The organism is Bifidobacterium sp. WK012_4_13 (genome assembly GCF_041080835.1).
GTDB classification, from domain to species: Bacteria; Actinomycetota; Actinomycetes; order Actinomycetales; family Bifidobacteriaceae; genus Bombiscardovia; species Bombiscardovia fermentum.
In genome coordinates this window covers 906,057-931,360 of record NZ_CP129683.1, presented here as the reverse complement: position 1 = coordinate 931,360, position 25,304 = coordinate 906,057, and the positions used below count along the sequence as shown (strand labels likewise).

16 protein-coding genes are annotated in these 25,304 nt (G+C 57.1%); 14 read left to right on the top strand and 2 right to left on the bottom strand.

What is annotated here, in order from left to right; translation table 11 throughout:
* Window positions 1-68: 68 nt before the first annotated feature.
* The 3 genes from QN062_RS03675 (at window position 69) to QN062_RS03665 (ending at window position 4,300) form a co-directional block, all read left to right on the top strand.
* Entirely contained in the window at window positions 69-788 is a 720-nt protein-coding gene (locus QN062_RS03675; protein WP_369342537.1) for a Crp/Fnr family transcriptional regulator, read from the top strand.
* Between the two features lie 68 nt (window positions 789-856).
* Window positions 857-3,001: a transglycosylase domain-containing protein gene (locus QN062_RS03670; RefSeq protein ID WP_369342245.1), complete on the top strand. Its 2,145-nt coding sequence runs from the start codon at window positions 857-859 to the stop codon at window positions 2,999-3,001.
* Window positions 3,002-3,193: 192 nt separating this feature from the next.
* Window positions 3,194-4,300, top strand: a complete 1,107-nt coding sequence (locus QN062_RS03665; RefSeq protein ID WP_369342535.1) for an NADH:flavin oxidoreductase/NADH oxidase — start codon at window positions 3,194-3,196, stop codon at window positions 4,298-4,300.
* Between the two features lie 121 nt (window positions 4,301-4,421).
* Here the strand turns inward: QN062_RS03665 and QN062_RS03660 are convergent, their stop codons facing one another.
* A complete protein-coding gene (locus QN062_RS03660) occupies window positions 4,422-5,570 on the bottom strand; it encodes a quinone-dependent dihydroorotate dehydrogenase (protein ID WP_369342244.1) in 1,149 nt (382 codons plus the stop codon).
* 250 nt (window positions 5,571-5,820) lie between these two features.
* Here QN062_RS03660 and QN062_RS03655 point away from each other — a divergent pair, with 250 nt between their 5' ends.
* The 6 genes from QN062_RS03655 to QN062_RS03630 all read left to right on the top strand — a co-directional run bounded on the left by QN062_RS03655 (window position 5,821) and on the right by QN062_RS03630 (window position 11,935).
* Entirely contained in the window at window positions 5,821-6,528 is a 708-nt protein-coding gene (locus QN062_RS03655; protein ID WP_369342534.1) for a polyprenol monophosphomannose synthase, read from the top strand.
* A 147-nt stretch (window positions 6,529-6,675) separates the two neighbouring features.
* Window positions 6,676-7,500, top strand: a complete 825-nt coding sequence (locus QN062_RS03650) for a DeoR/GlpR family DNA-binding transcription regulator (RefSeq protein ID WP_369342243.1) — start codon at window positions 6,676-6,678, stop codon at window positions 7,498-7,500.
* The gene (gene galT / locus QN062_RS03645) at window positions 7,493-8,776 is read left to right on the top strand and encodes a galactose-1-phosphate uridylyltransferase (protein WP_369342533.1); all 1,284 of its coding nucleotides are present in this window, start codon (window positions 7,493-7,495) and stop codon (window positions 8,774-8,776) included. The genes QN062_RS03650 and galT overlap by 8 nt, the downstream gene beginning before the upstream one ends.
* A gap of 5 nt (window positions 8,777-8,781) precedes the next feature.
* On the top strand, window positions 8,782-10,032 hold the full coding sequence (galK, locus tag QN062_RS03640) for a galactokinase (protein ID WP_369342242.1): 1,251 nt from the start codon (window positions 8,782-8,784) through the stop codon (window positions 10,030-10,032).
* 129 nt (window positions 10,033-10,161) lie between these two features.
* Window positions 10,162-10,452 (top strand): ACT domain-containing protein, encoded by a 291-nt coding sequence (locus QN062_RS03635; protein WP_369342241.1) that lies wholly within the window; start codon window positions 10,162-10,164, stop codon window positions 10,450-10,452.
* A gap of 118 nt (window positions 10,453-10,570) precedes the next feature.
* Window positions 10,571-11,935, top strand: coding sequence for a PFL family protein (locus tag QN062_RS03630; RefSeq protein WP_369342240.1), 1,365 nt, complete (start codon window positions 10,571-10,573; stop codon window positions 11,933-11,935).
* 47 nt (window positions 11,936-11,982) lie between these two features.
* On the opposite strand, the gene QN062_RS03625 is transcribed toward QN062_RS03630, so the two are convergent.
* Window positions 11,983-12,891 (bottom strand): A/G-specific adenine glycosylase, encoded by a 909-nt coding sequence (locus QN062_RS03625; protein WP_369342239.1) that lies wholly within the window; start codon window positions 12,889-12,891, stop codon window positions 11,983-11,985.
* A 347-nt stretch (window positions 12,892-13,238) separates the two neighbouring features.
* Here QN062_RS03625 and QN062_RS03620 point away from each other — a divergent pair, with 347 nt between their 5' ends.
* From QN062_RS03620 to QN062_RS03600, 5 genes are all read left to right on the top strand, one after another.
* Window positions 13,239-13,907, top strand: coding sequence for a tRNA (cytidine(34)-2'-O)-methyltransferase (locus tag QN062_RS03620; protein WP_369342238.1), 669 nt, complete (start codon window positions 13,239-13,241; stop codon window positions 13,905-13,907).
* Window positions 13,904-14,518: a hypothetical protein gene (locus QN062_RS03615; RefSeq protein WP_369342237.1), complete on the top strand. Its 615-nt coding sequence runs from the start codon at window positions 13,904-13,906 to the stop codon at window positions 14,516-14,518. The genes QN062_RS03620 and QN062_RS03615 overlap by 4 nt, the downstream gene beginning before the upstream one ends.
* Before the next feature lie 443 nt (window positions 14,519-14,961).
* Window positions 14,962-16,935 carry a heavy metal translocating P-type ATPase gene (locus QN062_RS03610; protein WP_369342236.1) on the top strand — a complete coding sequence of 658 codons (1,974 nt, stop codon included), beginning with the start codon at window positions 14,962-14,964 and terminating at the stop codon, window positions 16,933-16,935.
* A gap of 515 nt (window positions 16,936-17,450) precedes the next feature.
* The gene (locus QN062_RS03605) at window positions 17,451-21,020 is read left to right on the top strand and encodes a DNA-directed RNA polymerase subunit beta (protein WP_369342235.1); all 3,570 of its coding nucleotides are present in this window, start codon (window positions 17,451-17,453) and stop codon (window positions 21,018-21,020) included.
* A 144-nt stretch (window positions 21,021-21,164) separates the two neighbouring features.
* Complete coding sequence (locus QN062_RS03600) at window positions 21,165-25,259, top strand: DNA-directed RNA polymerase subunit beta' (protein WP_369342234.1); 4,095 nt, start codon at window positions 21,165-21,167, stop codon at window positions 25,257-25,259.
* The last annotated feature ends 45 nt before the right edge of the window (window positions 25,260-25,304 follow it).

The following is a 25,304-nucleotide window of genomic DNA, read 5'->3' as shown; positions in this document are numbered from 1 at the left end:
CGACACAGCAAGCTACGCAATCAACGTCGATTGATGCTGGAGTCATGAGTGCTTCAAGAAAGGAAGGCATGAGCGTTCGCAAGCCAAATGAACTGCCCAAGCAGGGCAACACCCTTCTGCAGACCGCTCTCTTCAAACAGGTTTCGCCGCAAGAGGCTGACCAATTGATTCCTTATCTTGATTCGCGGATACTCAACAAGGGTGATTTCGTGTTCCGTGAGGGCGACGAAGATCAGCGCATGTATCTGCTGGACTATGGAAGGGTCAAGCTCACGCGTCGATCCTCTGACAGCCGTGTGCAGCTCCTCAGCATCCATGGCCGTGGAGAGGTGCTTGGCGAGATCCCGGTGTTCGATCCGAAGGGCGGACCAAGAACCGCTTCCGCCGTTGTCATGACGAATCACACGCACGTCGTGTCGCTTGAGCACAGGGCTCTTTTCGACTGGCTTGACGAGCATCCACGTGTCGCGGTCGACATGCTTCAGGTTCTTGCAAACCGCATGAGGCGCAATAATGAGCATATTTCCGACCTGGTGTTCATGGATGTTCCGGCACGTCTGGCGAAGACACTGATCTCACTCGGCCAACGTTTCGGCGAGCCGATGGAGGCAGGACTCATGGTTCCTCACGACCTGACTCAGGAGGAGATGGCCCAGCTGGTGGGAGCATCGAGAGAGACGGTGAACAAGGCTCTCATGGACTTCGCGAACAGGGGCTGGATAGCCCGCAAGGGCCGCTCCATAATCATCTTCGAACCGGGAATGCTGATACGCCGCTCGCGCAGGTAATGTGGAAATTGCATATAGACCATGCATCCTGAGTCCCATATTCAGGGGATGGCTTTAGAATGAGCAGCATGCCGAAGAAGAAGTCTATAACCGTTCGCCGCTTTTTTACGCTATTACTGGCCTACGCGATGTTTTGCGTAACAGGTGGGGTGGTGGCCTCAGGGTTCCTGCTGCCTGCCGTATTTGGTGCCAACACAGCCGTGAAGGCTCTCATACCAAGTTTGAAGACTGAAGGCATCAATTTCGATGTCACCGATCTTCCACAGAAATCGACGATCTATGCCTCGGATGGCAAAACCGTCATCGCACAGTACTATACGCAGAACCGAATCGTGGTTCCACTGAACCAGGTCTCCAGCTATATGCAGAAGGCTGTGGTGGCGCGAGAGGATCAGCGCTTCTTCGAACATGCCGGCGTCGATGTGCAGGGAGTCATGCGCGCCTTCGTCCAGACCTACATCAAGAAGGGCGATACGCAGGGCGGCTCATCGCTCACGCAGCAATACGTCAAGAACGTGCTTATGAGTCAGGCTGAGGAAGACAACGATCCGATCGCCGTCTACCACGCTTCAGAGGAGACGGTCGCCCGAAAGCTTCGAGAGATGCTCATCGCCGTGCAGATGGAGAAGAAATATACCAAGGCCGAGATTCTGCAGGGGTATCTGAACATTGCCCAGTTCGGCAACGGCATCTATGGAGTCGAGACCGCGGCGCAGCGGTTCTTCAATAAATCGGCTAAGGATCTGACGATCGTCGAGGCCGCGACCATAGCGGCGATAACCAAGAACCCCGCCAAGTATGACCCGACGGAGAATCTGAAGGAATCCCAGACCCAGCGCAACATCGTGCTCGATCTGATGTATCAGCAGGGATACATCACGAAGGCCGAGCGCGACAAGGCCAAGGCGACGCCCGTCAAGGACACGCTCCACGTGCAGAATGTGAACGCCGGGTGCCAGGCAGCGGGAGATGCCGCGTTCTTCTGCGAATACGCGACCAAGCAGATTCTCAACTCGAAGGAATTCGGCAAGACCGAGGCCGCGCGCGAGAAGCTGCTCGAGCAGGGTGGTCTGAAGATATATACGACCATGGATGTCAATGCGAACAGCGCTGCCATGAAGGCTGCACGCGAAACCATTCCGGTGGACGATCCGACGGGCTTCGAGGTCGCGATAGCGGCGATCAGGCCCGGAACCGGCGAGGTGCTTGGCTTTGGCATCAACCGAACCTATGATGCCTCACAGAGTTCAGGGGGAGGAACCAAGACCGCGCTGAACTATGCCGTCGACCAGGTCGATGGCGGAGGATGGGGTTTCCAGGTCGGTTCGACATGGAAGCCGATAAACCTTGCAGCCTGGATGCGTGCAGGTAAATCGATCAATCAGTCGCTCAAGACATACACCAGCTATTCGTTGAGCTCATTCCCTGGGTACAGCGGCACGGGAACATGGTCGGTGCAGAATTCCGGGGGTGGCACCACGTCGCCAGAGACTCCGTTGGAAGGCTTGGTGAAGTCCCACAACACCACCCAGGCCTCCATGGCGCAGATCATCGGAATTAATTCGATCGCCGACACTGCAAAGCTGATGGGCTATCACAACTCGCCAAGCGGGCAGACGGACATATATTCATCCAACTCCTACAACCCTCCAATGGTTATCGGGAGCGTGCAGGCGTCGCCATTGACGATGGCCAACGTATATGCGACCATCGCTGCCAACGGTGTGGAATGCACGCCCATCGCATTGAAGAAGGTCGTCAACAAGGATGGCGACAGCCTTAAGGTGCCCAGCGCGAACTGCCATCAGGCAATCTCTTCGGGGATTGCGCAGACCGTCGCGTATGCCTTGAACCAAGGTGTCGTGCAGTCCGGTGGTGAGGCTGCCACGACTCAGCTTGACAACAATCGCAAGACCTTCGCCAAGACGGGAACCAACGAGTCGACCTATATGCTGACCGGCGGCTTCGTTCCGCAGGTCGCAGCGTATGTCGCGGTCGGCAATGCCGAAAGCGTCCAGTCCTTCAATAACAAGACCATCAACGGCGTGTATCACAGCACTTGGTATGGCATGTACATAGCGACACCGGCATGGAAGGCGTTCATGAATACCTATCTGGCGGCTGCGAAGATTCCTGCCAACAACAGCTACGGAACTCCTGATGCCGCATATACAGGTACCACGGCGACCGCAACGTCAAGTTCGACGCAGTGATGCCGTGGCGATGCGCCCTGTGGCCCGACTGCTCGGATGCAAGGCGCATCTGCCTATGCTCCGTTGGCATGTGAGCATACAATGGAAGCGGTTACCAAAGGTCTGCCGACCACTCGTCGGCAGCATCGCACGCGGCGTGGGAATGGGGTTCCTGGAGTTGCCGTTCCGCGTCGGACGACCGAGAAGAGGGGCATGATGTCCGAGATTCCAACATTGTTTTCTCCAATGACCTTGCGCGGCATGACAACGCGAAACCGCATATGGCTTCCTCCCATGGATACCTATTCGGTGTATCGGCAGGATGGCAAGCCAACGCCATTCCACTACCAGCACTATGTATCACGCGCTCTTGGGGGCTTTGGCCTGATCATAACCGAGGCGACCGCGGTGAGCCCCGAAGGACGCATTTCGCCATGCGACGTCGGCCTGTGGAATGACGATCAGATACTCGCGTGGCAATGGATCGTGGACGATATCAAGAAGACGGGCGCGAAGGTTGCAGTTCAGCTCAATCATGCTGGGCGAAAGGCCTCGACAGGTTCGTTCTCCCTGGGGCATATCGGGCGCAACGTTCCGCAGGACGAAGGCGGATGGCAGCCCTTGGGCCCGAGCGCCCTGGCCTATGGCAAGTGCGACGTTCCGTTGGCATTGGGAGTCGACGACATCCACAGAATCGTGGACGACTTCCGCTCGGCTGCTGAAAGGGCTGTGAGGGCGGGATTCGAAGCCATCGAAATCCACGGAGCCCACGGATATCTCATCACTCAATTTCTTGACCCGCTGGTGAACACTCGTCAGGATGAGTATGGCGGTTCGCTTGAGAATCGGATGCGTTTCGCCATTGAGGTAATCGACGCGATCCGGAGTGCCATACCGCAGACCATGCCTCTTCTGATCCGTGTCTCGGCGACGGACTGGGCTGCGGGTGGCTGGGACTTGAGTCAGACGCTGCAGTTTGCGAAGGAAGTCAAGTCACATGGCGTCGATCTCATCGATGTCTCGACCGGTGGGATTGTCTCTGGCGTCAGCATTCCGGCGAAGCCAAACTACCAGGTCCCGTTCTCAGCTGCGATCAGGACTGAAATCAAGGTTCCAACCACTGCGGTCGGTCTCATAACCAAGCCGAAGCAGGCCGAAAGGATCATCCATAAGGGTCAGGCGGATGCAGTCGAGATAGGAAGGGCCGCGCTCAGAGATCCGTACTGGCCTTTGCGAGCGGCGCACAAGCTTGGAATATCCAAGCGCGAAGCGCCATATCCCGATCAATACGTTCGAGGTGCGTTCGGAACAAGTCGCTGATACGACGCGTTCCCCGAGGATGAAACGCATTGGTGCCTGAGACGTGCGCCCCGCAGGATGAGCCTGCGGGGCGCACGATTGAATTCATTGCCTTCGAAGTCGGTCAGCGAATCGAGGCCGGTCAGCGAAAGTTGGCTCCGACTGCCTCTGATACGTTCGCAAAGCCGTCCTTGCGCAGCAGGTCGACCAGGCCGCGCTTCAATGTCGTGATTTGCTGCGGTCCCCGGTACATCAAGGAAGAAACGAACATGACAAGGCTTGAACCGTTGCGGATCTTGGCATATGCCTGCTGCGGCGTGAACACGCCACCGACTCCGGCGATGGTAAGTTTGTCGCCATACTGCTGATACACCTTGCCTATGGTGTCATTGCTGGCAACGTAGCAGGGCCCTCCGGAAAGGCCTCCGAGCCAGCTTTGTGGCACATTGAGCCCAGTCCGATCCTTCTGCAGATTAGCCAAAGTCACGCCTTGAACGTCGTGGCTGACAAGGACGTCGAGCAGCCCTTGGAATTCCTCCCAGGTCTTGTTCAGAGGCATCTTGACCAACAGGGGCTGGGAGTGCTCAACCTTGTCGAGTTCGGAGAAGAGACGGTCGAGGTTATCGGGATTTTCGTTGAATGGTTCGCCTGCGCGGGTATTGGGGCAGGAAATATTGATTTCGACGATTGAGGATCTGTTGGCTGCGCGTTCCAGGGAAATGCGGTAATCCTCTATTCCCTCGTCGATGTCACCTGTGTGGTCGTCATTGGTGCGAGCGATGGAAATCGACATCTTCATGCTCTTCGCCTGCGTGTGCGCCCTTTCGACGCGGGGAATGACGTATTCGGAGCCGTCATTGGCCAATCCGACATGAACCAGCATGGAATCATATTCTGGAAGACGGTGGAACCATGGGCGCGCGTTTCCCGGGCATGGGCGGGAAGTCGTGGATCCCACCGTTTCAAAGCCGAATCCTGCCGCATCGAGGACGGTCGAGAGGTCGCAGTTCTTGTCCAGGCCCGCGGAGAGTCCGAATGGGTTGTCGAAGTGAATTCCCATGACCTCCGATTCGAGCATCGGATCTGTGTAGTCGATCATCTCGCCGAGCGCCCACATCAGCGGTGGGACCTTGCCGGCCACGCGGCAGAAGGAAATCATCTGATCGTGCGCGACATCCGGCGTCTCGTTGAAAATGAACGGTTTGAAGGCATGCTTGTATGCAAAGGTGAACATGTCAGTGCTGAGCTTGTTGAGTTTGTCATGTGCAAAAGATTGGGATACGTAGGCCATGACCTCTATTGTCGCACGGTTGCCGCGAATTTTTGCTGAATGTTTCGGCAGTTCTGTGAGTTGCATTGGAATTGTGCTGAAATTCGGTGGGTTCTCTCGTTTCAGCTCCTGATAGGCGTTAGAGTTGTCAGAAGTCATGAAAGGAGTGACTGTGCGGGATTTCAACATTGAGGGCGCCTCCTCCGATGATGCTGGCAGTGAGCAAGCGGGCTCTCGGTCCGAAGTGCATGCGGTCGAAGTCCTGGTGGTCATGCCTACATACGACGAGGCGGAAAATCTTGGGCCGACCCTGGCAAATGTCTTTGCCCTCAATCCAAACGTCGACGTGCTGGTCGTCGATGACGATTCTCCGGATGGGACGGGGCGGGTGGCCGACTTTCTCGCGCAGGGCGACGGACGCATCCATGTGCTTCACCGCCAGAGCAAGCAGGGGCTTGGACCGGCATACATCGATGGGTTCCATTGGGGATTGTCTCACGGATACGACGTGATCTGCGAGATGGACATGGATGGGTCTCACCGTGCCGAGGATCTGGCGCGCATGCTGGCTGTGCTGAATCGAAATCCTGGCGTTGACCTGGTCATCGGCTCTCGCCGCGTGGAAGGCGGTCAGACAATCAACTGGTCAGGGACACGAAACGCGATTTCGCGTCTCGGCTCATGCTATGCAAGGCTTATGCTCGGTCTTCCGGTGCGAGACATGACTGCCGGCTTTCGTGCGTACAAGGCGGACATATTGCGCACCATCGACCTTGACGAGATCAACGCGAACGGCTACGTCTTCCAGATTGACATGACTCGACGAGTCGCAGCTGCCGGCGGCGTGATCCGGGAGGTCCCGATCGCATTCGTCGAGCGCACCAGAGGCGAATCGAAGATGACTCGCTCCATCGTCATCGAGGCAATGGCGAAGGTCACGCTCTGGGGTCTGCAGCGCTTCGGGAAAGGCAGCCGCTGACACCTCGCTTCTGTGCATGGGGTTGCGTTGCGATCATGGGTCAAGGTCTTTCGGTCAGCGTTTGGCTGCCGATTGATTACATCCAATTGCTCATGAAACGCTCAAGTTAAGTTGTCATTTTGCGCGAATGTGTGCGATAATGTTCGAATGATATCCTCACAGCGTCAACATCTCATCCTCAGCAGATTGCGTACCAGGGGAGCGGTGCGCATCACCGCCCTCTCGGAGGAGCTCGGTGTATCAGCGATGACGATTCGCAGAGATATCGCTGACCTGGCGGACAAGGGATTGCTCAAGCGCGTTCATGGTGGGGCGGTCACGACAAGCTCTCTTCTTGCAGAGCCGCTGTTTTCAGTCAAGTCGCAGATGGACATCGGTCTGAAGGATGCCATAGCCCGCGAGGCTGTCAACTATGTCTCTCCCGGAGACGTGATCGCTATTGGCGGCGGCACGACCGCCTATGTCTTTGCCCAGCATCTGCTTGAAAGTCGGCGTTCGTCGGGAATCACCATTCTTACCAACTCGTTGCCGGTTGCGGAGCTCGTGCAGGCTCTCGAAAGCAAGGATGTCGAAGTGATCGTCACGGGTGGGGTGATCAGCCGCTCAAATTCCTTGGTCGGTCCGATCGCGGACAAGGTCGTTGCCTCGCTCAGGGTCAACACGGTATTTCTTGGGACCCACTCGGTGTCGATTCCACGGGGCTTCCTGATGCCCAATTCGCTGGAGGCTGCGACGGACATGGCAATGATGCAGATTGCGGACAAGACGATCATCCTGACCGACCACACCAAATGGAGCAGCACCTCGCTATCCCTGTTTGCGGGATTCAGCGATGTCGAGGCTGTGATCACCGATGACGAGCTTGATCCTGAAGACTCACAGAGAACAAAGGAATTGGTCAAGACGCTGGTTCTTGCCCATCAGAATTCAGCTGAAGACAACAGCGAGGAAAGGGATAATGTCGATGAGTGACGCTCAGTCAGAATTGAACCGATATAAGGTATACAGGCAGGGCGAATATGCCTCGGAGCACATTCGCATAACACCGACGACTCTTGCCGATGGCCGTGACTTCTTCTACATGGACGACGATCCGGAATACGTTTCCGGTGCGAAGACTCGTGAACTCCACGATCCTCGCCCTCTGACAGACCGCTTTGAGCCGCAGAAGGATGCGGACGGCAATCTTGTTCCGATTCAGGCCCCGCAGATGCGCCGCGACCCTCTCACGGGTGACTGGATTCCAATGGCCACTGCCCGGATGAACCGTCCCATCACCGCAGGGCCAGGTGCGGTTGCATCCGGCAACCCCCTTGCGGCCAGGAAGCCAGGAGATCCGTACCAGGATGGCGAGATTCCCGACACCGATTACGACGTCGTGGTATTTGAGAACCGCTTCCCGTCAATGATGCAGGTTCCCGGTGAGCCTGACAGAGTGACGTATGTCGACGACAACCCGCTTTGGGCGAAAAGCACCGCGAACGGCCGCTGTGAGGTGGTCTGCTTCGATCCTAACGAGCAGGCGCTCCCCGCTGACCTGCCGATCTCAAGAATTCGCACGATAGTCGAGGCATGGGCGTTCCGGACAGCCGAGATTTCGGCCATCGATGGCATCCAGCAGATATTCCCGTTCGAGAATCATGGCCAGGAGATAGGCGTATCGCTTGCCCACCCGCACGGACAGATCTATTGCTATCCCTTCATCGCTCCAAAGATGGAGCAGGAGCTGAAGCATACCGAGGCATACTTCGAAAAGAATGGCTCCAACCTGCTCAAGGACATGCTTGACGCCGAGCTGGAAGCCAAGGAACGCATCATCTTCCGCAATCGCACCTGGGTCGCATACGTTCCCGCTGCCGCTCGCTGGCCTTTGGAAGTCCATGTCGCACCTGTCCGTGACGGCATCCTCACCATCGACCAACTGAACGACGATGAGCGTTGGGGTCTTGCGCAGATGTATTCCACACTGCTCAGGCGTGGAAATGCATTCTTCGACAAGGGCGATGGCAAGGGCATGGATCTGCCATACATCTCCGCGTGGCATCAGGCTCCTATCCATGACGGGCGTCGTGATCATTACCGCCTGAACCTGCAGTTCTTCTCATTCAGAAGGGCCGCGAACAAGATCAAGTATCTTGCAGGATCCGAATCGGGAATGGCCGCATGGATCTCCGACACGACACCGGAGAAGATCGCCGCCCGTTTCCATGAACTTGGACCAATGGACCTTGAAGCCGAGAGGAGCTGAATGCAATGTCAGCTATAGAATTCGTCGAACCGCTGTCGCCGGAGCAGGGCGTGCTTCGTTCCCGTTCCCTGTTCCGCAAGACTTTCGACGGGCATGAAACGGGTGTATGGAGCGCTCCCGGCAGAGTGAACCTCATCGGGGAGCATACCGATTACAACGCCGGTCTGTGTCTGCCAATCGCTCTTCCGCAACGGACGTACATCGCTCTCAAGCCACGGCACGACAACATCGTCAGAGTGGTTTCTGAGTTGAAGCCCGACGAGGTTTCGCAGGCAAATCTTGACGGGCTTCAAGGCGGTGGCGTCAAAGGTTGGGGCGCATACCCAATCGGCGTCGCCTGGGCGCTGCGCAAGATGGGTTTCGATCGTGTGACCGGATTTGACGCTGCGGTCTCCTCATGCGTTCCCTTGGGGTCTGGTCTGAGTTCCTCTGCAGCGATGACATGCTCGACCGCGCTCGCCATCGACGATGTGTTCAGACTCGGCTTTGGCGATTCCGACGAAGGCAGGATCACCCTGATCCAGGCTGCCATGAAGTCAGAGAATGACATGGCAGAGGCGAGCACTGGCGGGCTTGATCAGAATGCCTCCATGAGATGCAAGCCCGGGCATGCATTGCTGCTTGACTGCCGTCCCGAACTCAGCGCACTCGAAAGCGTCAGGCAAGTCCCATTCAATCTCGTCGCGCAGGGCTTGGAGCTGCTGGTTGTGGACACCCAGGCGCCACACCAGCTCAACGACGGGCAATATGCACAGCGACGCACCACATGCGAGAAGGCTGCGAACATACTTGGGGTCGCCAACCTACGCGTATGCGCCGATCAGATCCAGAAGTCCGACGATCCGTTCCAGGCGCTCAAGGAGACGCTTGACGCGCTTTCCGATGAAACGATGAAGAAGCGTGTGCGCCACGTCGTGACGGAGATCGCACGCGTCCGGACATTCGTCAAGGCCTTCAACAACAAGGACATCGTCGAGGCAGGACGTCTGTTCAATGCTTCGCATGATTCGTTGAAATCCGATTATGAGGTAACCGTTCCCGAACTCGATATCGCCGTCGACGTGGCTCGTCAGAACGGAGCGTATGGCGCTCGAATGACAGGCGGCGGCTTCGGCGGATCGATAATCGCACTCGTCAAGCAGGGAGCCGGCAGGACCATCGCGCAGAAGATAGCCGACAGATTCGCTGCCGAAGGACTGCATGAGCCACGTGCGCTCGCCGCAGTCGCAAGTGCAAGCGCACATCGTGAATCCTGAACGACGATTGAACTGGGATTCCGGATTGCAGGGCTGAACGGGCAATCAAGGCGCATACCCACACACGCGGGGTATGCGCCTTGATTTATACTTGGGTACGTTCGGCATCGTCATCAGAGGAGCTTTTCCATGAATCAGGCAGTCCCCAGCCAAAAGGCGGTAATCACAGTCGTCGGGAAAGACACGGTCGGCATCATCGCCAAGGTCTGCACCTACCTCGCTGAACACAATGTCAACGTGCTTGACATCTCGCAGACCATAATCGAGGGCTTCTTCAACATGATGATGATCGTCGACATCAAGGGGTCCACCCAGGAATTCGACGAGATCACCAACGCCCTTGACTCCCTTGGCCAGGGAATAGGCGTGCGCATACGTTGCCAGCGCGAGGAAATCTTTACGAAGATGCACAGAATCTGAGACAGGCGACGGTGACCTTGTGCCTGGTTCTTGACGATCCACGGCTCAGGCCTTTCACGACAGCCCCAAAGCATTCACATAGCACAGAGATGCACGTTGCAGCGATGAGGAGCGGCACATGTTGAACATCATGGAAGTTCATGAAACGAACCAGATGATCGAGCAGGAGAAGCTCGATGTCCGAACGATCACGATGGGGATAAGCCTGCTTGATTGCGCAACCGATGACCTCGATGCCCTGTGCAGACGCATCTACGACAAGATCTATGGGCGTGCCAAGGATCTGGTCGCGACCGGCAAGCAGATTGAACGCGAATTCGGCATACCCATCGTCAACAAGAGAATCTCCATCACTCCGATATCACTGGTTGCAGCAAGCGCCTGCAAGACGCCCGAGGACTTTGTTCAGATCGCGCATACCCTTGACGATGTCGCCCACAAGGTCGGCGTGAACTTCCTCGGAGGTTTCTCGGCGCTGGTAAGCAAGGCGATGACTCCGGCGGAACGCATGCTGATCGAATCTCTGCCACAGGCGTTGGCGGAAACCGATAGAGTCTGCGCCAGCGTGAATGTTGGTTCCACCAAAACGGGCATCGACATGAATGCGGTGGCTCTGATGGGCCGCATCGTCAGGCAGGTCTCCGAAGCCACCGCTGACAGCGACAGCTCAGGCAACAGCAAGCTTGTCATCTTCTGCAACGCGCCTGACGATAACCCATTCATGGCCGGAGCCTTCCATGGCGTGACCGAAGGTGATGCGGTCATCAACGTCGGCGTTTCAGGACCCGGTGTGGTGAGCAAGGCTCTTGACGAGGCACGTGGGAAGGATTTCGAATTCCTGTGCGAGACGATCAAGCGCACGGCATTCAAGATCACACGCGTAGGGCAACTGGTCGCGCAGGAGGCCAGCCGTAGACTCGATGTGCCCTTTGGCATAATCGATCTCTCCCTTGCGCCGACGCCGGCAGTGGGGGATTCCGTCGGAGAGATCCTCGAAAAGATAGGACTTGAGCAGGTCGGCGCTCCAGGGACGACGGCGGCTCTCGCGATGCTGAACGATCAGGTGAAGAAGGGCGGCATCATGGCTTCAAGCTATGTCGGCGGCCTTTCCGGCGCATTCATCCCAGTCTCCGAAGACAAGAACATGATAGATGCCGCGCAGTCGGGCTGTCTTACGATCGAAAAGCTTGAGGCGATGACCTGCGTATGCAGTGTCGGACTTGATATGATCGCGATTCCTGGCGAGACGACACCGGCGACGATAGCTGGCATCATCGCCGACGAGGCTGCCATCGGCATGATCAACCAGAAGACCACGGCAGTTCGCGTCATCCCGGTGATCGGCAAGGGTGTTGGAGAGATGGCTGAATTCGGGGGGCTGCTTGGCCGCGCGCCGATCATGCCGGTCAACCAGCATAGCTGCGAGGAATTCGTGGCCCGCGGGGGCAGGATTCCCGCCCCGATACACAGCTTCAAGAACTGATTGCCTTCGGGTGCTGTGCTGTTTTCCAATTATCATGGGATGCCATGTTATTTTGGGAATCGAATCGCCTTGTCAGGCAAGAGTTCGATCAGACCGTCAGCGTCAAGCGACATCAGACATTCATCGAGTTGCGCGCTTTTCGGCCACAGCTTGACGAGTTCCTGATAGCGCACAGGTTCCATATCGGTCTTGCTGCGTAACGCGTGAAGTATGAGACCCCTGACCTGACGGTTCGTTCCCTTGAAATGCTGCCGGGGACGAGTCCGCCCTTCTGCGAGTCCAGGTTTTCCGGCGGCAACGAAATTGCATTTTTCGTAGAGCGGGCAGATCTCACATTGTGGGTTCTTTGCTGTGCACACCGTTGCGCCGAGTTCCATGGTGGCTTGATTCCACACATTGCTTTCCTTGGAATCACGTGGGAGCAAGTCATTGGCAAGCTTTCGATCGGCAACGGTTGCGGCACCGCCCAAGGATTCGACCCCCAGTGCGGCACGGGAGAGTACTCGACGAATGTTCGTGTCAATCACGGCAATTCGAGTGCCGAATGCGAAGGAGAGCACTGCACTCGCCGTATAATCGCCAACTCCGGGAAGGGCAATCAGTTCCTCATAGCGTTGTGGCAGCCGGTTGTCGTATTGTTCAGCCACGACGCGAGCGCATTCCTGCAGCCGCAGGGCTCGACGGGGATACCCAAGGTGACCCCATGCGGTGATAACCTCGGCGGTCGATGCCTTTGCGAGTGCCCGCGCATCCGGCCATGCATTCATCCAAGTGATCCAATACGGAGCGACTCTGCTCATCTGGGTTTGCTGACTCATCACTTCAGACACGAGAATGCCCCAAGGCGTTGCTCTGCCGAAGCGCCAGGGCAAATCTCGAGCATTGTCATCCCACCAGGGGAAGAGTCTGCTCTTCAATGCAACTACCCGTGGCGAATCCAAAGGCAAATCAGCCATGCACACTTCCCCTTTTCACGCGTCAGCATATGCCATCATGCCATATTGCCAGTCACTCAACGCATTGTGCCGACCTTTGTATCTATCGGCTTCATTCTTATCAATAAATCGAACAAAAGCAAACAATTTCATTCAACAGTTCTGACAGGAAACGATCTTTACAATCAAATCGCACCGAGATTGCGAGTTTTGCGGCAACTGCGAAGCAGTAATCATTGAAATCCCCTTGTTTGCATACGTCACTTCAACGATTCTGAGTGCTTATACTTCGCAATTGCCGCAAAACTCGCAATCTCGGTGAGGATGGGCACGCGCTGATGCCAAACGGCGGTGTTATGGTGGCGTCTATGACAGTGGAAGGGCAAACTTTGAACGCACAGGCAGGACAACCAGACTTAGCAGTGGAAACCATGTACGAATACGGTTATCGCAAGTCGAACTATGGTCCTGACGAGCTGGTGACCGACGCGCATGGCAATCCCATAAGCGTCGTGGATGCAATGATGAAGGCTGAGGATGCCAGCAAGCAGGAAACGGTGACGCCGCATCTATGCTTCTACTCGCCGAGGATTCCAGGAAACACCGGATCTGCCATTCGACTCTGCGCCGTGACGGGAACGATACTGCATCTCGTCGAACCTCTGGGATTCAACCTTCAGGATACGAAACTGCGCAGGGCAGGACTCGACTACCACGACATGGCGCATGTCGTCCTGCACCCGAATTTCGAAAGCCTCGTCAAGGCAATGCCGAATTCGCGCATCATCGCCTTCACCGCCAACGCGACCAAACTCTATACCGACGTGCAGTACCGTCCCACTGACATTCTGATGTTCGGTCCCGAACCCGGGAACATTCCAGACCCGATGGACATCATGGGCGGCCCGGATGTCGCCGAACAGGTAAGATTGCCGATGCGTCCATCCTTGCGTAGTCTTAACCTGACAAACTGTGCTTCGATAGCGGTCTATGAGGCATGGCGGCAACTCGGCTTCAAAGGTGGCGACAGGGATTGAGAAAGAGGCGTGCAATCAGCAAGCGGCAGCGACGGGTGTTTCTGGTCCGCCGCATCGTTGCGCTTGTTGCGCTCGCCGCCTTTCTGGGGACTGTCGTAGGGCTGCTGTGGGGGATTGCCCAAGGCGTCGAGGGCATCAATCGATGGCTGCATCGGGATGACATCAATGCGATCAGCCGTCAGGCAGCGCCGTCGCCCCGTGAGGTGAGCGGTGTGTCCGATTGCACTGCAGATGACATTTCCTTGCAGTTGAAGGCTTCCCCCAGCACGGTGAGCGTTGGCGGTTCGGTGCAGTTCACCGCGACGATAGCTCACAGTGGCTCCGACAACTGTCTCGTCGATGCATCGAATGATTCAAGGATTCTCACGATAACCTCGGGCAGCCAGACCATATGGAAATCGAACGTCTGCACGGCATCGTCGCGTATGCTCCTACTGTCAGGATCGGATTCGGACGTGCAGAACATAACGTGGAACACCAATGCGACCGGAGCTTCATGCCAATCCGATTCAAGCCTGCTCAATGTCAATGCAGGCACGTATCGGGCTCAGCTCTCTATGAAGGGGAATGCCGACATCAAATCCGATGCCGTGACCGTGACCGTGGAGTAACCGTGGAATAACCGTGACTGTGGAATAGATGAATCAGCAGGAGTTGCTCAAATCTTCGAGCCGTTCGGCATCTCAAGTTTGGCATTTCACGTTCGGCATCTCACCTGTGGTGGTCATCTCCGCTCCGTGTCAATCTCCGCTTCGGCTCTGAATGGCAAGTTTTTGGCACTTCATTCGCTGGAACGGTCCGAAAGCTGCATGATATTCACCGTCACTGCAACGATTTCACCGGTTTGTACTTCGCCAAGTCCCCAAAACTTGCAACCCGGGCGCGAAACTGGCGGTTTCGTAGATGAAAACGTGGCGACTGGCGCAACGATCGCGAAAATGCCTGCATGTCGGCACTGGCAAGGGTGCATTGTCCGTGACAGTGATGCCACGCCATTCCGTTTTACTCCCTGAATTGCTATGGTCGAGATGAATCAAGGATTCGGACAACAATCTTGGAGTGCACATTGAATGCTCGGTCTGGTAACGATCGGTCTGTTAACGCTCAGTCTGGGAACAATCGGCTTGATAACGCTCAGCATGGATCCGCGCAGTCGCCTGCAATTGCGCTGAAGCTGTGGGACAGGACGGACAAGCCGATGCTGCTTCGCGCCGTTGGAACTGCGGGAATCGCAATCATCGTGCTACTGATGGAAGTCCTCGTACCCACGGCCATCTGGATGATTGCGGCTGTGACTGCTGCAGGTCTCGTATATGGATGCTGGCCCATTATCATCGAGGCGTGGCATGACATCCGCAATCGCCACATGAGCATGGACCTGTCGATGCTGATAGCCATTGCCGCTGCTGCCGCGATCGGACAGTGGACGACCTCGCTCCTGATAGCCGTGTTCGTACTTGCAGCTGAAATACTTGAGGACCTCTGCATGGATTCAGGACGGGATGCGCTCTCGTCCTTGATGGCGTTCCTGCCCAACACGGTTACGGTGGTGTCGCATGACGGCACGACGAAGGCGCTTGCCCTTGACGATGTTCTGAAGGGCATGGTGGTGCGCATCACCCCGGGAGACAGGATTCCTGTCGACGGTCTCGTCATTTCTGGGGTTTCCGAGCTCGATCAGTCTCGAATCACCGGGGAGTCCGCACTCGTTGCCGCTCGCAAGGGGAGCGAGGTATACGCCGGTTCGGTGAATCAGCAGGGCGCACTGGAAGTCAGGGTGACGGGCGTCGGCGAAGATTCCTCATACGGCAGAATCATCGAAACGGTCAGGGAGGCGCAGAATTCTCAGGCGCCCGTGCAGAAGCTGGCCGATCGTATGGCCACCGCCCTGGTCAGCCTTGCCGTGGTAGGCGCATTCGTCACATGGCTGCTTACAAGAGACCTGACGAGTGCCATCGATGTCATCATCGTGGCCGGTGCGTGCGGCATCGCTGCCGGAACTCCGCTGGCGATGCTGGCATGCATAGCCAGATCGGCGCGTTCGGGTGCATATGTCAAGGATGGCATGCATATGCAGAGGCTGTCCACGATCGATACGGTGATATTTGACAAGACGGGCACGATAACGAAAGGCATGCCAAGCGTCGTCGCGGTTCATGCGACGGCGGGCATGAGTGAGCATGACCTGCTCGCAGTGGCTGCAAGTGCCGAGGTCAACTCCGAGCACATTCTTGGCAGGGCGATAGTCGATGCCGCCCGGCAGCGCAGTCTTGACATCGCCCCTGTCGAATCGTTCAGCTACAGACCCGGATACGGCATCGAGGCAGTCGTAATGAAAGAACCCGTATCGGTCGGGAGCATCGATACGTTGGATGCGACTGATCGACATTCCGTGGCCGCTGCTTTCAATGGCCAGGCGACCACCATGGTCTATGTGACGGTCAAGGGAAGCTATGTCGGCTCGATTGAAATCGAGGATGCAGTGCGTTCCTCAGCCGAGTCTGCGATTGCGCGGCTCAAATCCATGGGCAAGCGAACCGTCATGCTCTCCGGCGACAGGGAGGAAGTGGCCCGGCATATCGCCCAGCTCACTGGAATTGACGAATATCATTGCAATCTCAAGCCCGAACAGAAGCTCGACCGGATCGAGGAGATGCAGTCTCAGGGTCGTCAGGTCGCGATGATAGGCGACGGAGTCAATGATGCCCCCGCCTTGACCAAGGCGGATGTCGGCATTGCAATGGGTTCCGGAACTGACATTGCGCAGGAATCGTCTGATGCGGTGCTGATTTCATCTGACATGAACGATCTGGCTCGCCTGTTCTCTGTCGCCCAGCAAGGAAGACGTGTCATCGCATTCAATTTCATCGGAACGATCGTCATCGATGTGGCAGGCATGGTTCTGGCTGGATTCGGCTTTCTCACGCCTTTGCTTGCAGCCCTCGTGCATGTGGGGAGCGAATCGGCGTTCATACTCAACTCGGCACGCCTTCTGCGCGCTCGCCGACATGAGCAGCGCTTCGACTGACTGCATTTCGTCTGATGACCTTCATTGGCCGGGTCCTTGCGGCAGGGGCCAAGCCCGTCTTAGGGCGCCACCGTGCTCTGGATTCGAAGCGGGGAATTGAACGGAGGCTGTGTCAAAGGCTGTGTCTGAGTAAGTGTCGGTGTCTGAGTCAGTGTCAGTGTCAGTGTCAGTGTCTCCCCGGGTAAGAGCATCAAGGCGACTCGCTGGGGTGGGGCATGGCACGGCATCTTTTGTGTAGGTATTGTGTATGTTATGAAGAGCATGGGTGGCGGAGGCTGCTTCTTCCCTGATGGCTGAACAGCGGAGAAACATGCGTAACCCCTTGCCAGAGGTGGTGAAGAGTGATATCTTAGACACCAGTGTGAAGTGTGTCATATAGCGGGCATGCCTCATTGGGGAAGCGCCCGCGTACAGAGACACAAGAATGCAATCGATTGTTGTGCTGTTTCGTGCGCCCCGGGTCCCTCATGAACAATGAACCATCGGAATACAGCGAGCGATAAGGAAAGTCCATTTTGGCTGCCAATAAAGCTGCAACGAGTACCACTACAACATACGCACGCAACGATGAAGCCGACATCAAACTGCATAAGGCTCCAAACCGTGTGAATTTCGGATCGATCCGTGAACCCATCGATGTCCCATACCTTCTCGGCGTTCAGACCGACAGCTTCGACTGGCTGGTCGGCAATGAGCGTTGGCAGGCCAAGGCTGAGGAAGACGAAGCCAACGGAACGCACAACGTGGCTCATGTCTCCGGTCTTGACGAGGTGTTCCAGGAGATTTCTCCCATTGAGAACTTCGCACAGACCATGAGCCTGACCTTCTCGGACCCATACTTCGAGGAGCCGCGTCACACCGTTCAGGAGTGCAAGGAAAAGGACTACACCTATTCCGCACCGCTCTACGTCAATGCAGAGTTCGAGAACGGTGACACCGGCGAAATCAAGTCACAGACCGTCTTCATGGGCGACTTCCCATTGCAGACCCCTCACGGTACCTTCATCATCGGTGGAACCGAGCGAGTCATCGTCTCCCAGCTCGTGCGTTCTCCAGGCGTCTACTTCGATCGTAACCGCGACCGCACGTCCGACAAGGAAGTATACGGCGCAAAGATCATTCCTAGCCGTGGTGCATGGCTGGAGTTCGAGATCGACAAGCGCGACGTGCTTGGCGTTCGCGTTGACCGCAAGCGCAAGCAATCGGCGATCGTCTTCCTTGAGGCCATTGGCATGACCAAGGAAGAGATTCGCAAGGCCTTCGAAGGCTACCCTCTGGTGCTCGACGCTCTTGAGAAGGAGCCGATCAACGACCAGAACACGGCGCTGACCGACCTGTATCGCAAGATTCGCCCCTCTGATACCGCAACTCCAGAAGCTGGGCGCAACCTTCTCGAATCCTTCTACTTCAACAACAAGCGTTATGACCTCGCACGCGTGGGCCGCTACAAGATCAACCGCAAGCTCGGACTCGAAGCGGATTTCAACGATCGCAGCCTGCAGCGTGAAGACATCATCTCGACCATCAAGTATCTGGTCACCCTTCACGCTGGCGAGCAGACTTTCAAGGGCAAGCGCAACGGCGATGACGTCGACCTTCGCGTCGACGTCGATGACATCGATCACTTCGGCAACCGCCGCATCCGCCAGGTCGGCGAGCTGATTCAGAACCAGCTGCGCACGGGCCTGAGCCGTATGGAGCGTGTCGTGCGTGAGCGCATGACCACCCAGGATGCAGAGGCGATCACGCCTCAGTCCCTGATCAACATTCGCCCTGTGAATGCGACGATCAAGGAATTCTTCGGAACGTCGCAGCTTTCACAGTTCATGGATCAGAACAATCCACTTGCAGGTGTCACGAACAAGCGTCGTCTCTCCGCATTGGGACCTGGCGGCCTTTCCCGCGATCGTGCGTCGATGGAAGTTCGAGACGTGCATCCCAGCCACTTTGGCCGCATGTGCCCGATCGAATCCCCTGAAGGACCGAACATCGGTCTTATCGGTTCGTTGGCGACCTTCGGACGCATCAACCCGTTCGGATTCATCGAGACTCCGTACCGCAAGGTCAATGACGGTCTCGTCACCGATGACGTCGTCTACATGACCGCTGACCAGGAGGCTGAGCACGTCATCGCCCAGGCCAATCAGGTCATCGGCAATGACGGCCACTTGGTCGAGAAGACGGCTCTTGTGCGAGATGCTGAAGGCGAGGCAGAAGATGTCCCTGTCGAGCAGGTCGACTACATGGATGTCTCCCCACGTCAGATGGTTTCCGTCGGTGCTTCCCTGATTCCATTCCTGGAACACGATGAGGGCCACCGAGCACTGATGGGCACCAACATGCAGCGTCAGGCCGTGCCGCTCATCAAGTCCGAGCGCCCGCTTGTCGGCACCGGTTCGGAATGGCGTTCCGCAGTCGATTCGGGTGATGTGATTCTTGCCGAGAAGGCGGGTGTCGTCACCTACGTTTCGGCCGATATCATTCGCACGATGAACGACGATGGCACGCAGTCAAGCTACAAGCTGTCGAAGTTCCAGCGTTCCAACCAGACCACCTGCTACAACCAGGTTCCCGTCATCAAGGACGGCGAGCGCGTCGAGGAGGGTTCGGTGCTGGCCGACGGCCCTGCGACCCAGGGTGGCGAAATGGCACTGGGCAAGAACGTCCTCGTGGCCTTCATGCCTTGGAACGGCTACAACTACGAAGATGCCGTGATCATCTCACAGCGCCTCGTCCAGGACGACACGCTGAGCTCCATCCATATCGAGGAATACGAAATCGATGCCCGCGAGACCAAGCTCGGCTCGGAAGAGATCACCCGTGACCTTCCGAATGTCGGAGAGGATGCAATCTCCAACCTCGATGAGCGCGGCATCATCCGCATTGGCGCCGAAGTCGAGGCTGGTGACATCCTCGTGGGCAAGGTCACGCCGAAGGGCGAGACCGAGCTCACGCCAGAGGAGCGTCTGCTTCGCGCGATCTTCGGTGAGAAGAGCCGTGAGGTTCGCGACACCTCGCTCAGGGTTCCTCACGGCGAGACCGGAACGGTCATCTCCGTCAAGGAAATCACTCGCGAAGACGCCGAGGAGGACGGTGACGAGCTGCCCAACGGTGTGAACCAGATGATTCGCGTCTACATCGCCCAGCATCGCAAGATCACCCAGGGTGATAAGCTCTCGGGCCGTCACGGCAACAAGGGTGTCATCTCGCGCATTCTTCCCGAAGAGGACATGCCGTTCCTGCCAGATGGAACGCCTATCGACATCATGCTCAACCCCTTGGGCGTGCCAAGCCGAATGAACCTCGGACAGGTGCTTGAGCTTCATCTTGGATGGATTGCGCACTCAGGCTGGGACATCAACATCGATCCTGAACTTGAGGCCGAATGGAAGAAGCATATTCCTGCGGGCGCAGAGAAGGCCGATCCAGACACTCCAGTCGCAACGCCAGTGTTCGACGGTGTGCAGCAGGACGCCCTGAACGGCTTGCTCAAGACGACCCTTCCTGACCGCGATGGCAACAAGCTGGTCGGGGATCACGGCAAGGCCGTGCTCTATGACGGCCGCACCGGCGAGCCTTTCACCAAGCCGATTTCGGTTGGCTACATGTACATGCTCAAGCTCCACCACCTCGTCGACGACAAGATTCACGCTCGTTCGACCGGCCCATACTCGATGATCACGCAGCAGCCTCTGGGAGGCAAGGCGCAGTTCGGCGGGCAGCGTTTCGGAGAGATGGAAGTCTGGGCTCTCGAGGCCTATGGTGCTGCTTACACGCTGCACGAGATGATGACCACCAAGTCCGATGACGTCGACGGCCGTGTCCGCGTCTATGGTGCGATCGTGAAAGGCGACAACCTGCCACCGGCAGGCATCCCTGAATCGTTCAAGGTGCTGCTCAAGGAAATGCAGTCGCTCTCGCTGAACGTCGAGGTACTGAATGCCGATGGCGTGGCCATTGACATGAAGGATGAAGACGACGATCCTTCATCGGCCTCGGATGATCTCGGTTTCAATATCGGTGCGAGACCCGACGCATCCTCGTCGCCTGTTTCTCACGACGATGCGGAGCCACAGTACCGCTGAGCATTGAGTCGTCTCGCGCAGTCTGATGCAGATGCACGAAACGGCTCCATGACTGCGAAGGTCGGGATGAACTGATCTTCGCAGTCCCTGAATAATTTGAACTTTCAAGAGCAAAAATGCCAATAAGAAAAGACAGGACACATAGTGCTGGACGTCAACGCATTTGACAAACTGAGAATCGGCTTGGCCACCGCGGAGGATATTCGTGGTTGGAGCTATGGAGAAGTGAAGAAGCCTGAAACCATCAACTATAGAACCCTGAAGCCCGAGAAGGACGGTCTGTTCGGCGAACAGATCTTCGGCCCCACTCGTGACTGGGAATGCGCATGCGGCAAATACAAGCGCGTGCGTTTCAAGGGAATCGTGTGCGAACGCTGCGGCGTCGAGGTCACCAAGTCTCGCGTGCGTCGTGAACGCATGGGACATATCGAACTTGCCGCTCCGGTCACGCATATCTGGTTCTTCAAGGGTGTGCCTTCGAGGCTTGGATATCTGCTTGACATCGCCCCCAAGGACCTCGAGAAGGTCATCTATTTCGCGGCCTACATGGTCACGAAGGTGGACGAGGATCAGCGTCATCAGGATTTGCCTGATCTTCAGGATGAATTCGACACCGAGATAACGCGTCTTGAAAAGGCTCGCGACAACGAGATTGAGAAGCGTGCGAAGAAGCTCGAAGAGGATTTGGCGGAACTCGAATCCTCGGCAGAGGCGAAGGGCTCCATGAAGTCCAAGGTTCGCAATGGCGCCGAGCGCGACATGGCGGGCATCCGTCAGCGCTATGACGATCAGATCCAGCGTCTGAGCGCCGTGTTCGACCGTTTCAAGGGTCTTCAGCCTGGCGACATGGAAGGCGATGTCGACCTCTGGCGGGAGATGGAGGATCGCTACGGTGATTACTTCGAAGGATGCATGGGCGCCGAGGCGATAAAGAAGCGTCTGCAGGACTTTGACCTCGAAGCCTGCGAGAAGGAACTGCGCGACGAGATCGAAACCGGTTCCGGCCAGCGCAAGGCGCGAGCACTGAAGCGTCTGAAGGTCGTGAACGCGTTCCTGACCACCGGCAACAAGCCAGAGGCCATGGTTCTGGACGTAGTCCCAGTCATTCCCCCCGATCTTCGCCCCATGGTTCAGCTCGACGGTGGCCGTTTTGCCACGTCGGATCTGAATGATCTGTATCGTCGCGTGATCAACCGCAACAACCGCCTGAAGCGACTCATCGAGCTCGGCGCGCCAGAGATCATGCTGAACAATGAAAAGCGCATGCTACAGGAGGCTGTGGATTCGCTCTTCGACAACGGTCGCCGTGGCCGTCCGGTCACCGGTGCCTCGAACCGTCCGCTCAAGTCCCTGTCCGACATGCTCAAGGGCAAGCAGGGTCGTTTCCGTCAGAACCTTCTCGGAAAGCGCGTGGATTATTCCGGTCGTTCCGTGATCGTCGTCGGACCAAGCCTGCGCATGCACCAGTGCGGTCTGCCGAAGCCGATGGCCTTGGAACTCTTCAAGCCCTTCGTCATCAAGCGTTTGGTTGACTTGAACTATGCGCAGAACATGAAGTCTGCGAAGCGTCTTGTCGACCGCGGCGATGCCGAGGTCTGGGGCGTTCTCGAAGAGGTCATCTCCGAGCATCCAGTGCTGCTGAACCGTGCACCTACGCTGCATCGTCTGGGAATTCAGGCCTTCGAGCCAATCCTGGTCGAGGGCAAGGCAATCCATCTTCCACCGCTGGCCTGCGCCGCGTTCAACGCAGACTTCGACGGCGATCAGATGGCTGTCCACCTTCCATTGAGCGCGGAGGCACAGGCGGAGGCACGTTCGCTGATGCTCGCTTCGGATAATATCCTGAAGCCAGCCGACGGACATACCGTGACCATGCCTTCCCAGGACATGATCCTGGGTCTGTACTATCTGTCAACCGTGCGTGAGGGTGCCAAGGGTCAGGGACACATTCTTTCTTCGCTTGCCGAGGCTCGCATGGCCTTGGACCGTGGCGAGATCGACATGCAGTCGAAGATTCTGCTCCGCGTGCCTTCTGACTTTGTGCTTCCGAAGAACTGGGAGCCACAGGACATCAAGGTGGTCGATCCAGAGCCAGGCGAGCCGGATGTGGCCAAGGAGGAGCGCTTCAAGGACGGTTCGTTCCTGTTCGCGACCTCATATGGCCGCATGCTCGTCAACGAGACTCTGCCAATCGATTATCCATACATCAACGAGCAGGTTCCCAAGGGCAAGCTTGCGGGCATCGTCGATGACATTGCAACCCGCTATTCAACGGCTCAGGTTGCGGCCACACTGGATGCCTTGAAGGATCTTGGATTCACCCGTGCGCCTTGGTCCGGCGTGACGATGGCGTTCTCCGACATCGTTGCCCCGCCAGAGCGCAACGAGATGGTTCAGGGATATGAGAAGCAGGCAGACAAGGTCAACTCCCAATACGACATGGGTCTGCTGACCGATGAGGAGCGTCGTCAGGAGCTCATCAACCTGTGGACCGAATGCACCGACAAGGTCGCGGCTGCCATGCGCGAGCACTTCACCGCAGACAACAACGTGAACATCATGGTGCAGTCCGGAGCCCGTGGAAACTGGATGCAGATTCGTCAGATCGCCGGTATGCGTGGTCTGGTGGCAAACCCGAAGGGCGAGATCATTCCTCGTCCTGTCAAGTCGAACTACCGCGATGGTCTGTCCGTCCTGGAGTACTTCATCTCACAGCACGGTGCCCGCAAGGGTCTGGCGGATACGGCACTGCGAACCGCAGAATCCGGCTACCTCACCCGTCGTCTGGTCGATGTCTCGCAGGACGTCATCGTTCGTGAACAGGATTGCGGCACGGTCCGTGGCCTGACCATGAAGGTTGCGGAACGCGATGAGAACGGCAAGCTCGTGCTCGTCAAGAATGCCGATGGCGGACCGTATTCACGTCTGCTCGCCGCCGACGTCGTGGATCCCAAGGATGGCAAGACCGTGCTGTACAAGCGCGATCAGGCCATGTCCATGGATGTTCTGCGCGATATGGTCGCGCATGGCATCGAAGAGGTCAAGGCCCGTTCGGTGCTCACCTGCGAATCGAAGCGCGGTGTGTGCTCGAAGTGCTACGGCTGGTCATTGGCCACCAATACCCTGGTCGACGTCGGCGAGGCTGTCGGCATCGTCGCGGCGCAGTCCATCGGTGAGCCTGGAACTCAGCTGACGCTGCGTTCCTTCCACTCCGGCGGTGTCGCTTCGGCATCCGACATCACCCAGGGTCTTCCTCGTGTGACCGAGCTTTTTGAGGCCCGCACGCCAAAGGGCGAGGCTCCGATCGTCGAGTTCCCGGGCAACATCAAGGTCGAAGACACCGATCGTGGTCGTCAGGTCACACTGACCCCAGACGATTCGAGCATCGAAGCCATCTCGTACCCAGTGACGCGAAGGGCTCCGCTGTTGGTCAAGGATGGCGATCACGTCGATGTCGGCACACAGCTCATCGAAGGATCCGTCGATCCGAAGAAGATTCTCCGAATCCTCGGTCCACGCGCAGCGCAGGTCAACATCGTGAACGAGGTGCACGACGTGTATCGCTCACAGGGTGTGGATATCCATGACAAGCATATTGAGGTCATCGTGCATCAGATGCTTCGCCGCGTGACGGTCATCGACTCCGGTGACACGGATCTGCTGCCGGGCGAACTTGCCGACCAGGCCAAGTTCAAGACTGCTAACATCGCCGCAGTAAAGAAGGGTGGCAAGCCCGCCGCTGGACGACCCGAGCTCATGGGCATCACGAAGGCCTCTCTGGCGACCGATTCCTGGCTGTCTGCGGCTTCGTTCCAGGAGACGACTCGTGTGCTTACCGAGGCTTCGCTGAGCCAGAAGGTCGACGATCTCAAGGGACTCAAGGAGAACGTCATCATCGGCAAGCTCATCCCAGCCGGCACTGGTCTGGCGCGTTACCACAACGCGGTCGTCGAACCGGACAAGGCCATTCGCGACACCATCTATCCGAACTTCGGTCTCGGTGGCGACGGCGGCAACATGGACCTGAGCGATGCCGATCTGAATGATGTCGATTTCTCGAACATCGACTTCGGCGATCTCAAGCTCGGTGATGACTTCAACCCCGATGACTTCCTCAACGATCAGGGAGGTCAGACCGGCGTGAACTCGCAGGACGGTGACAGCGACACAGCCAATCCGGATGACGGCAAGACGGCAGGCACGGCTCCGTCAGCCTCATCCTCGAGCGATCAGGCCTGAGCGATAGCCCAAGCCCAGTCGTGAAGACGCCCGCCATTCTTTGAA

Bases quoted from the DNA above. Each gene is read 5' to 3' on its own strand.
- QN062_RS03675 (WP_369342537.1), top strand. From the start codon at position 69: ATGAGCGTTCGCAAGCCAAATGAACTGCCCAAGCAGGGCAACACCCTT.
- QN062_RS03670 (WP_369342245.1), top strand. From the start codon at position 857: ATGCCGAAGAAGAAGTCTATAACCGTTCGCCGCTTTTTTACGCTATTA.
- QN062_RS03665 (WP_369342535.1), top strand. From the start codon at position 3,194: ATGATGTCCGAGATTCCAACATTGTTTTCTCCAATGACCTTGCGCGGC.
- QN062_RS03660 (WP_369342244.1), bottom strand. From the start codon at position 5,570: ATGGCCTACGTATCCCAATCTTTTGCACATGACAAACTCAACAAGCTC.
- QN062_RS03655 (WP_369342534.1), top strand. From the start codon at position 5,821: ATGCCTACATACGACGAGGCGGAAAATCTTGGGCCGACCCTGGCAAAT.
- QN062_RS03650 (WP_369342243.1), top strand. From the start codon at position 6,676: ATGATATCCTCACAGCGTCAACATCTCATCCTCAGCAGATTGCGTACC.
- galT (WP_369342533.1), top strand. From the start codon at position 7,493: ATGAGTGACGCTCAGTCAGAATTGAACCGATATAAGGTATACAGGCAG.
- galK (WP_369342242.1), top strand. From the start codon at position 8,782: ATGTCAGCTATAGAATTCGTCGAACCGCTGTCGCCGGAGCAGGGCGTG.
- QN062_RS03635 (WP_369342241.1), top strand. From the start codon at position 10,162: ATGAATCAGGCAGTCCCCAGCCAAAAGGCGGTAATCACAGTCGTCGGG.
- QN062_RS03630 (WP_369342240.1), top strand. From the start codon at position 10,571: ATGTTGAACATCATGGAAGTTCATGAAACGAACCAGATGATCGAGCAG.
- QN062_RS03625 (WP_369342239.1), bottom strand. From the start codon at position 12,891: ATGGCTGATTTGCCTTTGGATTCGCCACGGGTAGTTGCATTGAAGAGC.
- QN062_RS03620 (WP_369342238.1), top strand. From the start codon at position 13,239: ATGACAGTGGAAGGGCAAACTTTGAACGCACAGGCAGGACAACCAGAC.